At 42.0% G+C, this 11,602-nt stretch carries 8 protein-coding genes; 7 read left to right on the forward strand and 1 reads right to left on the reverse strand.

From position 1 onward, the window contains the following. Window positions 1-10 precede the first annotated feature (10 nt). Window positions 11-3,451, reverse strand: a complete 3,441-nt coding sequence (locus tag PASHI_RS05475) for a PAS domain-containing hybrid sensor histidine kinase/response regulator (RefSeq protein WP_062564845.1) — start codon at window positions 3,449-3,451, stop codon at window positions 11-13. Window positions 3,452-3,838: 387 nt separating this feature from the next. Between PASHI_RS05475 and PASHI_RS05480 the strand changes: the two genes are divergently transcribed. The 7 genes from PASHI_RS05480 to PASHI_RS05510 all read left to right on the forward strand — a co-directional run bounded on the left by PASHI_RS05480 (window position 3,839) and on the right by PASHI_RS05510 (window position 11,571). Beyond that, the gene (locus tag PASHI_RS05480; protein ID WP_054551160.1) at window positions 3,839-4,102 is read left to right on the forward strand and encodes a DUF4212 domain-containing protein; all 264 of its coding nucleotides are present in this window, start codon (window positions 3,839-3,841) and stop codon (window positions 4,100-4,102) included. 10 nt (window positions 4,103-4,112) lie between these two features. Further along, window positions 4,113-5,837 (forward strand): sodium:solute symporter family protein, encoded by a 1,725-nt coding sequence (locus PASHI_RS05485; protein ID WP_062564846.1) that lies wholly within the window; start codon window positions 4,113-4,115, stop codon window positions 5,835-5,837. 119 nt (window positions 5,838-5,956) lie between these two features. Next, window positions 5,957-7,795, forward strand: coding sequence for a DUF294 nucleotidyltransferase-like domain-containing protein (locus PASHI_RS05490; RefSeq protein WP_062565099.1), 1,839 nt, complete (start codon window positions 5,957-5,959; stop codon window positions 7,793-7,795). An 8-nt stretch (window positions 7,796-7,803) separates the two neighbouring features. Further along, window positions 7,804-8,427 carry a 3'-5' exonuclease gene (locus PASHI_RS05495; protein ID WP_062564847.1) on the forward strand — a complete coding sequence of 208 codons (624 nt, stop codon included), beginning with the start codon at window positions 7,804-7,806 and terminating at the stop codon, window positions 8,425-8,427. Further along, a complete protein-coding gene (locus PASHI_RS05500) occupies window positions 8,424-8,885 on the forward strand; it encodes a methyltransferase family protein (RefSeq protein WP_062564848.1) in 462 nt (153 codons plus the stop codon). Before PASHI_RS05495 ends, PASHI_RS05500 begins: the two co-directional genes overlap by 4 nt. 451 nt (window positions 8,886-9,336) lie before the next feature. After that, window positions 9,337-10,353: an erythrose-4-phosphate dehydrogenase gene (gene epd, locus PASHI_RS05505; RefSeq protein ID WP_054551164.1), complete on the forward strand. Its 1,017-nt coding sequence runs from the start codon at window positions 9,337-9,339 to the stop codon at window positions 10,351-10,353. Window positions 10,354-10,395: 42 nt separating this feature from the next. Further along, the gene (locus PASHI_RS05510) at window positions 10,396-11,571 is read left to right on the forward strand and encodes a phosphoglycerate kinase (RefSeq protein ID WP_054551165.1); all 1,176 of its coding nucleotides are present in this window, start codon (window positions 10,396-10,398) and stop codon (window positions 11,569-11,571) included. Window positions 11,572-11,602: the final 31 nt, after the last annotated feature.

An 11,602-nucleotide genomic window follows, 5' to 3' on the forward strand; every position in this document is an offset into this window, starting at 1 on the left:
AAAACGTTGGTTAAGTACTGTGGTTAAGCAGTGCTTTAAGTTTTGCGGGCTTAACAGGTTTACTAAGGTAATGAATTTGCTCTTCTTTGGTTTGCTGTTTTAGGGCTTCATCACGCACCGCTGTGATTAAAATGGCAGGCACTGGGCTTTGCCAAATTTCTCTTAGGGTTTTAATAAGCGTGATGCCATCGCAATCATGACCCAACTGGTAATCCATTAAGATCACATCGGGCGCTCGGTGCTCTTTGGCATAGGCCATCACGGTTTCAACTTGATCAAAGAGCTGATAATTTGCCTGCCACTTTTGCAATAGGCTTGCCATGGCATTAAGGTTTTCAGGGTCATCATCCACAGCAATAATGTTCATTGCACTGCGGTTCTCAACCCCTTTTTTAGGCGTATCTTTTTGTTGAATAAATTGGCTTTCACCATAAGGTACTTCAATACTAAAGCGGCTACCTTTGCCAGGTGTTGAACTTACATCTAAACGTAAAGAAAGTAAGTCGGCCATTCGTTTTACAACTCCTAAGCCAAGGCCAACCCCTTTGTTATCACCGGCTTCAATACGATAAAAGTCATTGAAGATTTTCGCTTGCTCTACTTCTGTAATGCCGGGGCCTGTGTCCCATACTTCAATCCGTAAATGATGTTTGCGTTTGCGACAAGCAATTAAAACTCTGCCACTATCGGTGTATTTAACCGCATTTGACACCAAGTTTTGAATAATTCGGCGTAAGTAAGTGATATCACTATGAACGATAATTCCCTTTGAACGCACTGTCAGTTTTAAGCCTTTTTCGCTCGACATAATGGCGTATTCATTTTTCAGTGGGGCAAGTATGTCATCAATACTAAAGTGACGCGGAGTAGGGGTCATTGCTCCTTGCTCGAGCTTGGCAATTTCTAACAGCGCCGACATCAAATGCACCGTTGAATCTAAGCTTGCACCCAGCTTTTCAAAGTTATTTAAGTTGTTGCTCGAAAGGGTTTTATCATCAATAGCTGCAAGGTATAGGCGCGCTGCATTTAGCGGTTGTAAAATATCGTGGCTAGCTAAGGCTAAAAATCGCGTTTTACTGTCATTAGCTTGCTCAGCCTCTTTTTTCGCTAAAGTAAGTGCTTGCTCAGTTTGTACTCGGCTATCGATTTGTGCTTGTAAATCTTTATTGATAGTACGGATTTCTTGAGTACGTGCTTCAATGCGGTTTTCAAGATCCATGTTTACTTCTTCAAGCGCATTTTGCGTTTCGATATGCGTGGTAATATCAGAGAAACTTGTTACAAAGCCGCCATCAGGCAGTGGGTTACCAATCATTTCGAACACTTGGCCATTACGGCGGTGACGAATAAAGTGATGGGGCGTGCCGTTTTTAAGATGCTGCACGCGCTTTTCTACATGGCGTTCAACTTCACCGGGGCCACATTCACCGCGCTCGGCATTGTATCTAAGCACATCTTCAATTGGTTGGCCTACTTCGAGAAAGTCATCTGGGTAGGCAAACATCTCTGCGTAGCGCTTATTCCATGCCACTAAATTAAGTTCTTTATCAACAACCGAAATACCATGGCTGAGGTTTTCGAGAGAGGTAAATAATAAGTTTTGATTAAATTGCAGGGCCTGTGTGGTTTCATCAAAAAAGTTAACCACTTCTTCAAAGGCCATGCGTTTACCAGAAGCAACCGTGTGGATCAGCGCTTGTGCTGAAGAGGCACCAAGTACACCGGTTAAGGCGCGCTCACAATAAGCAATAAACTCAGGTTCTGGGTGCGCGTTGTTGTCATCTAAGTTATGCGACAACGCAAAGTGAGCCAGCACTTGCTGCGAGCGCTGCACACCTAAGAAGGTTTGCAGCAGTACTTTAAAATCGTAAACAGTGGCTTTTACGTTTTTATTTAAACGTCTAGCGAATACCGCTTGCTCTTTTGGATTAACAAAAGCAGCTGCTTGAATTTTATCAATTAAACGCTCATCTGCACCGAGTGAAAAACTTATGTAACAGCCAATATTGGCAAATAAGGCGATTAGGGTGCCACGAGTAATAAGTGTTTGTTGCAGCTCTGCGTTTAAGGTATTGCCTGCATCTAAAATAGGCAGCATTAAGAACAAAACCCAGCAAATAAAGCCTGCTAATAATCCGGCATAAACCCCATACGCATGGCCTTTTCGCCAGTATAAGCCGCCAACAATAGCTGGGAGTAATTGCGATACCAAAGAAAAGGCCACTAAACCCATACTAGCCAGCGCTTTACCATGGCCAAACCATTGCTGGTAGAAATACGACAAAATCAAAATGCCAGCAATTGTGAAGCGTCTCACTAACAGGATTTGCGACTTATAGCTGCTAGTAATGAGGTTACGTTTAAACTTACGACGCAGCATTAACGGCAGCACTACATCGTTTGAAATCATGGTACTGAGCGTGAGTGTGGCTACAACAATCATCGCTGTAGCCGCTGATAGACCTCCGATAAATACAAAGGTCGTTAAAAAGGCGTTTTCGTGCATCAGCGGTAGGGCTAATACAAAGCTATCTGGTGAGAAGCCACTGCCAATGCCAGGGTGTATAGCTGCCGTTGCAATAGGGAAAATCATTGCAGCAGTCAGTAATAAATACAGGGGGAATGCCCAGCGGGCAGTATAAAGGTGGCGTTTATCTTGGTTATCGACCACAGTCACGTGGAACTGCCTTGGTAAACAGATAATCGCCGCTGCCGCCATTAATGACTGGCCGATAAAGTTAAAGCTAAAAAAGTCGAAGTTCTGCCAATGTTGCCAAATAGAGCCCGTTAGCTGCTCTGTTTGCACAGTACTTAAATTAAATAATGTGTATAAAGCAAGCCCAGCAACGGCCACCAAAGCTAATAACTTAATCATAGATTCAAAGGCGACAGCGAGCATTAGCCCTGAGCGATATTCGGTTACATCGACTTTGCGCGTACCAAAGAATATCGCAAACATCGCCATAATGAGTGTTGCCGAAAGGGCCAGCACAGAGCCAGAAATACGATCGTCGTTTTGCAGTAGTAAGAAGCTGCTACTCAGTGCTTTTAATTGCAGTGCGATATACGGAATCGTCGCCAATAAAGCGATAATGGTTACCATAATGGCGGTGGTTTGCCGTTTACCATAGCGAGCTGAAATAAAGTCGGCGATGGTCGTAATATTTTGTTTTTTACTGACCAGTACTAATTTGCGTAAAAACCCTTGGCCAAAGAAAAAAAGCAACGCAGGGCCGATTAAAATAGGTAAGTAATTCCAACTGCTGGTGGCTGCTGTACCAACTGAACCGTAGTAGGTCCAAGACGTACAGTAAATCCCTAATGAAAAAGAATAAACAAATGGGTGGTGACTAATTCTTTTAGCAAGAGGAGTGGTTTTGTCTCCCCAATTTGCCAACCAAAACAACACGCCAATATAGGCGAGTGCAACAAATAAAAGCGCAGCTGTCATGTTTAAATTCAGTAGTTATTGTAATAACACTACCTTACCAGAATTATGCGCGATTTCGATGGCAAGATTTTTTGCAATAATAATTAATTAAATGCAAGTTGTTGAAAATTAATGAATAGTACTGTTTTGTGTATCTTTATTAGACTAATGTCGCAGATCATTCGTTTTTACTATTTTCGCTATTTCGCAAATTTATCTTTATAGGTTAAGTTGTTGTTAATTATTGTTTTTTACCATCCATTAACAAATGGTGTTTTGCAGTTTACGTAAACGTAAACTAGCTGTTACGACTATGGTCTCAATTCCATAAATCAGAACCCTTGCTAACTTAGTTAATGACAACTAATACCACTCATTACTTTCTTGTAATGCATAAGGGGATAAAAAATGGCTTTTAAAGATGAAGAACAAGCAAAAGCTTATTGGGCGGAAAACCTCGCACTGCTATTTAAATTATTAGCAATTTGGTTTGTCGTGTCATTTGGCTTCGGTATTTTACTGGTAGACGTACTTAACGAGATACGTTTCTTTGGGTTTAAACTCGGCTTCTGGTTCTCCCAGCAAGGCGCTATTTACACCTTTGTTGCTTTGATTTTTGTTTACGTTTTCAAAATGAATACGTTAGATAAAAAATATGGCGTAGACGAATAGGAGCTAAGCAATGGATGTTCAAACACTCACGTTTATTATCGTCGGTTTAAGCTTCGCGCTTTATATCGGCATCGCAATCTGGGCTCGTGCTGGGTCAACAAATGAATTCTATGTTGCAGGGGGCGGTGTACCGCCGCTAGCAAATGGTATGGCAACCGCTGCTGACTGGATGAGTGCGGCATCGTTTATCTCAATGGCGGGTATTATCTCGTTTGCGGGCTATGACGGTGGTGTATATCTAATGGGTTGGACAGGTGGTTATGTACTACTTGCACTTTGTTTAGCACCTTACCTACGTAAGTTTGGTAAGTTCACGGTGCCAGATTTCATCGGTGACCGTTATTACTCACAAGCTGCACGTGTTGTTGCAATTTTATGTGCCATCTTTATCTGTTTCACATACATCGCAGGTCAAATGCGTGGTGTGGGCGTAGTTTTCTCTCGCTTCTTAGAAGTAGATATTGAGACCGGTGTTTACATTGGTATGGTGATTGTATTCTTCTACGCTGTATTAGGCGGTATGAAGGGGATTACATATACGCAAGTAGCTCAGTACTGTGTACTGGTATTTGCTTACCTTGTTCCAGCAATCTTCATTTCAATGATGATGACAGGTCACTTCTTCCCACAAACAGGTTTTGGTGCAACGCTTAGCGATGGCTCAGGACAGTTTGTACTCGATAAACTAGATGGGCTCAGTACGGAGCTTGGCTTTGCGCAGTACACCGAAGGCTCGAAGAGCATGATTGATGTATTCGCAATCACAGGCGCACTAATGGTTGGTACTGCAGGTTTACCGCACGTAATCGTTCGTTTCTTCACTGTTCCTCGTGTTAAAGACACGCGTATCTCAGCTGCATGGACACTTGTTTTCATTGCAATTGTTTATACAACAGCACCTGCTGTAGCGTCATTCGCTCGTGTAAACATGATTGATACAATTAACGGTAAAGACGGTAGCGGTACAGAGTACGCTGAAGCACCAGCTTGGGTTAAAAACTGGGAAAGAACAGGCCTAATCACCTTTAATGATAAAAATGGTGACGGCAAAATGTTCTACTCAGCAGGTAAGATTGATGATCCAAACAGCGCAAACGAAGTTAAAGTTGACCGCGACATCATGGTACTTGCAAACCCTGAGATTGCAGACTTACCAGCATGGGTGATTGCATTAGTAGCAGCAGGTGGTATCGCAGCAGCGCTATCAACAACAGCAGGCTTACTATTGGTGATCTCGACCTCGGTATCGCATGACTTATTAAAACGTACCTTAAAACCAGATATAAGTGACAAACAAGAGCTACTAGCAGCGCGCCTAGCTGCGATGATAGCGATTGTAATTTCAGCTTACTTTGGTATTAACCCGCCAGGATTCGTGGCCTCGGTTGTTGCCTTTGCCTTCGGCTTAGCAGCGGCGAGCTTCTTCCCAGCCATCATTATGGGTATCTTCTCTAAGAAGATGAATAAAGAAGGTGCGATTGCGGGTATGGTGACAGGTATTACATTCACAGCGGCTTATATTATCTACTTCAAGTTCGTAAGCCCTGAATTGAATGCACCTGCAAACTGGTTATTTGGTATTTCACCTGAGGGTATCGGTCTTGTTGGTATGATTGTTAACTTTGTAGTTGCAGCTATCGTACTTAAACTAACGGCTGAAACACCAGTTGAAATCCAAGAAATGGTTGAAGGTATCCGTAACCCTAAAGGTTCGAGCGCAGCACACGCGCACTAATAAAACCATTTTATAAGAACACACTCTTGAAGTTCAAAAGCCCGACTTAAGTCGGGCTTTTTATTTATTTCAAACAGGGGTAGTGTAGATATTGTCTCTATTTTATAGCGAGAATGACCATGAATACCGAGCAACAGGAAGTCGCCCAATTTGTGATGCAGCAAACGCCATTTAATCAGCTTGATGGTGCTGCCAGTGAGTATTTTGTAAACCATCTCGATATTATTTATCTGACCCGCGAAAATCAAAATCAGTGGTTAAGTTCAGATAATCTCAGATTATTTTTAATTCGCTCTGGCGATTATGATTTAGTCGACCCAAAAGGCGATGTGATTACTAAGTTATCGAGTGGCGATTACTTTGGTTTTCCTTCACTGTTAACTGGCGAAGCGATTCAAAATAGCATTTCAGTGCAAAAGGAAGGCATTGTTTACATGCTAAACCAAGCGGCATTTGATTACTTACGCCGTGAGTATAAAGTGTTTGAGCAATACTTTGTTCGCGCCCACAAAAACCGTTTATTGTCGTCTCATTATAAAAGTCAAAACGACAGTTGGTCGGAGAAGAAAATTTGCGAATTGATGAATCGCAAAGCCGTTACCTTGGCTCCTGATGCAAGTATTCGTCAAACCGCTAAAAAAATGAAACAACAGGGTGTTTCGTCGATTATGCTAACTGAACATGATCGCCTCGTTGGGGTTGTCACCGACCGAGATTTACGCAACCGCGTATTGGCCGATGAGGTTGACCCTCAAGAGTCAGTAAGTAGCATCATGACGTGTAAACCCAAGTTTATTTTTGAAAATAACCGCGTGTTTTCGGCGCTGCACTTAATGCTTAAGCATAATATTCACCATTTACCAGTGCTTGATGAACATCATAAACCGCTTGGTATGCTCACCAGTACTGATTTACTGCGTCAGCAAAAAAGCGACCCAGTACAATTAATTGGGCGAATTTACAAAGCGCACAGCGTGGTTGACTTAAAGCGTTATTCGCAAGAGATACCCGGTTTATTAAAAGGTTTTTCAAACAATATTGATGATATCTCCTTGATTGGTAAATTATTAAGTGGCTTAACCGATGCACTGACTTCGCGTTTGATCCGTTTGTTCCAAGAAGATAATGGCGCGGCACCAACCAGCTTTAGTTTTATTTGTTTTGGTTCACAAGCGCGAGAAGAACAAACACTGCATTCTGACCAAGATAATGGCCTGTTGTTACCTGATGATTTAACAGAAGAACAACACGATTACTTTAAGCGCATGGGCGAGTATGTCTGTGAGCACTTAATTGAGTGCGGTATAAAACGTTGCCCTGGCAATATTATGGCGAGCAATGCACAGTGCCGTATGGGCATTAATGCTTGGACAGAAAAGTTTCATAAGTGGATCACCTCACCCACACCAGAGGCGATGCTCAATTGTAAGATATTTTTTGATCTACGTTTTATTGAAGGCTCAACCACCTTATATGCGCGCTTTTGTGAGCAGCTAAAACGCATTTCTAAAAACGACTTATTCTATGCAGCTATGGCCAGCGACATTAAAAATACGCCAGTGCCTATTGGTTTGTTTAATCAATTTAAATTAGAAACTGACGAAAAGCAGCATAAGTACCTCGACTTAAAAAAACGCGGTGTGGTGATCATCAACGACATAGTACGTTTATATTCGCTTAAAGCGGGTATTCAGCGTGCTAATACGCAAGAGCGTATTGATGCGTTAATGAAATTTTCGCTACTCAATAAAGATGACTTATATAACCTAAAAGACTGTTGGCGCTTTTTAACCCAGCTGCGTTTAGGTACGCAAATTAACGAAGAGGGATTGCCTAGCAACTGTATTAACCCAAATGCGTTGAATTCATTAGAGCGACATCAATTAAAAGAAGCATTTTATTTGGTTAAACAGGCACAGCAAGCGGCCGCATTTAAATTTGCTCGCGGTAGTTTATAGGAGGCGTTATGGTTAAACGCTGGTTAAGTCGGTATTTAGCACGTAAGCAACTCTTGGCAGCCGATGCCTATAAAGAGCGCTACGTAGTGATAGACATGGAATTAACGGGCCTTGACCCTCGCCAGCACGAAATTGTCTCAGTGGCGTGGGTAATGATAGAAGATCAGTGCATTAAGCTCAGCGGTGCGCAGCATTTAATAAATAAAGACGTGCAAAGCTTAGAACAAAGCCCGATTTATCACGGTATTGCAAAACAAGACATAGATACTGGTGAAAGCCTCGAAATCATTCTTGGCAAGCTGCATCAGCATTTTGGTGAGTGCATTTTAGTGTTTCATAATGCGGCACTTGATTGGGGGTTTTTAAAACAGGCCTGCAGAACGCTTGGCTTAGATGCAAAAGCGCGTTTAATTCTTGATACCTTTGTTATTGAAAAAAAACGCCTGCACCAGCAAGGCCACGAAATTGGCCACGATGATTTAACACTTAGCGAATGCCGTAAACGCTACAACTTACCGCATTACAGCTCGCACCATGCCCTTACTGATGCCATGGCAACGGCCGAGTTATTCTTAGCCCAGTGTCATCAAATTAGTCGTGGTAAGGCATTGAAAGTAGGGGAGCTTGTGTGAATCAGTTAGAATTAAAAATTCCTCCAGTCGCGCTGCTGCTGATCATTGCATTGATGATGTGGGGCACAGCTGAGTTGTTTACGAGTTTTAGCTTCTCGTTTTTTGTATCACCTTTTGTAGCACTACTCATAGCATTTTCAGGTGTGATGTTTGCTTTATTAGGGGTTTATCAATTTCGCAAGCAAGGCACGACCGTTGACCCTCGAATTCCAGAAAAGTCGGCGAGTCTTGTTACAAGTGGTGTTTATCAATTTAGCCGTAACCCAATGTATGTAGGTATGTTATTAATGTTAGTTGGTTGGGGAATTTATCTTGGTAATATTGCGAGTTTTATAATGCTGCCGGTATTTATTCTCTATATGAATCGATTTCAAATTATGCCAGAAGAAACGTTTATGGCAGAGAAGTTTGGGTCAGCATACCAGCAATACAAAAAATCTGTTCGTCGCTGGCTATAAAGGAAAAAAGTAAGATTGAGGTTGCTAACGCAGTTTTATTTACCTTGCCCTCTTATAAAAATGTGTAAGGTCGATTAGCAAAACTGCGCCATCTAAAACATACTAAGCAATTTTTATTTTGGCTGACCTCTTATAAAAACTCTTCAGGTCGATTACCAAAATTGAGCCATCTAGGGTTGTTAAAGTATTTTTATTTACCTTGCCCTCTTATAAAAATGTGTAAGGTCGATTACCAAAACTGCGCCATCTAAAACATGCTAAGCAATTTTTATTTTGGCTGACCTCTTATAAAAACTCTTCAGGTCGATTCCCAAAATTGAGCCATCTAGGGTTGTTAAAGTAGTTTTATTTACCTTGCCCTCTTATAAAAACTTCAAAGGTCGATTACAATACCGCCATCTAAAAGGCAGTTGCCTTTATCTGCAAGCAAATAGAGTGGATTTTCTTCTTCATGGCAATCAAACTTGCAATTAATGGTTTTGGTCGAATCGGGCGCAATATCGTCCGTGCACTGTATGAATCAGGGCTTGAAGATCAAATCAAAATTGTCGCTATTAACGAATTAGCCGACCCTAAGGGCATTGCCCATCTCCTTAAATACGATACATCTCACGGCCGCTTTTCATTCCCTGTTAATCTTGGCGAAGATACTTTAACGGTTGCTAACGACTCTATAGCCTTATTTGCAGAAGAAAACCCTGCAGAACTACCTTGGCAAACTCTTGATGTTGATGTGGTTCTTGAATGTACTGGGGTGTATCACTCTCGTGAACATGCAGAACTACACTTGGCTGCTGGTGCAAAAAAAGTATTGTTTTCACAGCCTGCAGATGCTGATGTTGATGCCACAATTGTGTATGGTATTAACGATGATGAGCTAAAAGCTGAACATACGATTGTTTCAAACGGTTCATGTACCACAAACTGTATTGTGCCAGTAATTAAAGTGCTGGATGACGCATTTTCGATTGAATCTGGGGCTATTACAACGATTCATGCCTCGATGCATGATCAGCAAGTGATTGATGCGTATCATCATGATTTACGTCGTACTCGCGCTGCAAGCCAGTCTATTATTCCGGTAGATACAAAGCTTGCTCGTGGTATTGAGCGTATTTTGCCTAAGTTTCATAGTCGCTTCGAAGCCATTGCTGTTAGGGTACCAACTATCAATGTGACGGCGATGGATTTAAGTGTAACAGTGAATACCGATGTGAATTTAGCGACTGTCAATCAGGCACTTAAGTTAGCTGCAAAAGACCGCCTTGACGGTATTTTAAGCTACACAGAAGAGCCATTGGTATCGGTAGATTTTAATCATGACCCACATTCTTGTATCATAGATGGCACTCAGACACGTGTTAGTCATAAACGACTGATAAAGTTGTTAGTGTGGTGCGATAATGAGTGGGGCTTTGCGAATCGTATGCTCGACACTGCGCGTGCGATGATGGCTGTAAGCCAATAATTTATAAATATAATATTAGTATCGTTAACTAAGGAGAAGTCCATGTCGGTCATTAAAATGGCAGATTTAGATTTAAACGGCAAACGCGTGTTAATTCGTGAAGATTTAAATGTGCCTGTAAAAGAAGGTAAAGTGACCTCTGATGCACGTATTCGTGCAGCATTACCAACTATCAAATTAGCGTTAGAAAAAGGCGCTAAAGTAATGGTGATGTCACACCTTGGCCGCCCTACGGAAGGGGAATATGATGAAGCGTTTTCGCTTGCCCCTGTGGTTAATTATTTAAATGATGCCCTTGAGCAAACAGTTCGTCTTGAAAAAGACTACCTAGAAGGCGTAGACGTTGCTGATAACGAAGTGGTTGTTTTCGAAAACGTGCGTTTTAACGCTGGCGAAAAGAAAAACGACGAAGCACTGTCTAAAAAACTAGCTGCATTATGTGATGTTTACGTAATGGACGCATTTGGTACGGCTCACCGTGCACAAGCATCGACTCACGGTGTGGGTTTATTTGCTGATGTTGCGTGTGCAGGTCCACTACTTGCGGCAGAGCTAGACGCACTAGGTAAAGCGCTTGATAACCCAGCTCGTCCTTTGGTTGCTATTGTTGGTGGCTCTAAAGTATCGACTAAGTTAACTGTACTTGATTCACTTTCGAAAGTGGTTGATCAACTTGTAACGGGTGGTGGTATCGCTAATACCTTCATCGCAGCGGCAGGTCACCCAGTAGGTAAATCTTTATTTGAAGCTGACTTAATTGATGAAGCAAACAAATTAAGTGCTGCGGCAAAAGCTAATAACGGTGAAATCCCGGTACCAACTGATGTTGTTGTAGGTAATGAGTTCTCAGAATCTGCAGTGGCGACATTAAAAGATGTGAATGAAGTAACAGACGAAGACATGATCTTCGATATTGGTCCTGATACAGCAAACCAATTAGCAAAAATCATTGCTAATGCGGGCACTGTTGTATGGAATGGTCCAGTTGGTGTATTTGAATTTGACCAATTTGGCAACGGCACACGTGCTATTGCTGATGCGATTGCTAACTCAAGTGCATTCTCGATTGCTGGTGGCGGTGATACGCTTGCAGCGATTGATAAATACGGCATTGCCGATAAAGTTTCTTACATTTCAACCGGTGGTGGTGCTTTCCTTGAATTTTTAGAAGGGAAAAAATTACCAGCAGTTGCTATGCTTGAAGAACGTGCTAAGTAATTAGTGCGTATGCCAGCGTAGTTATTAGGTA

The sequence above is a fragment of the Pseudoalteromonas shioyasakiensis genome, from assembly GCF_001550135.1.
Taxonomy (GTDB): Bacteria; Pseudomonadota; Gammaproteobacteria; order Enterobacterales; family Alteromonadaceae; genus Pseudoalteromonas; species Pseudoalteromonas shioyasakiensis.

Excerpts from the sequence above, each read along its gene's own strand:
- PASHI_RS05475 (WP_062564845.1), bottom strand. The coding sequence starts at position 3,451 with ATGACAGCTGCGCTTTTATTTGTTGCACTCGCCTATATTGGCGTGTTG.
- PASHI_RS05480 (WP_054551160.1), top strand. The coding sequence starts at position 3,839 with ATGGCTTTTAAAGATGAAGAACAAGCAAAAGCTTATTGGGCGGAAAAC.
- PASHI_RS05485 (WP_062564846.1), top strand. The coding sequence starts at position 4,113 with ATGGATGTTCAAACACTCACGTTTATTATCGTCGGTTTAAGCTTCGCG.
- PASHI_RS05490 (WP_062565099.1), top strand. The coding sequence starts at position 5,957 with ATGAATACCGAGCAACAGGAAGTCGCCCAATTTGTGATGCAGCAAACG.
- PASHI_RS05495 (WP_062564847.1), top strand. The coding sequence starts at position 7,804 with ATGGTTAAACGCTGGTTAAGTCGGTATTTAGCACGTAAGCAACTCTTG.
- epd (WP_054551164.1), top strand. The coding sequence starts at position 9,337 with ATGGCAATCAAACTTGCAATTAATGGTTTTGGTCGAATCGGGCGCAAT.
- PASHI_RS05510 (WP_054551165.1), top strand. The coding sequence starts at position 10,396 with ATGTCGGTCATTAAAATGGCAGATTTAGATTTAAACGGCAAACGCGTG.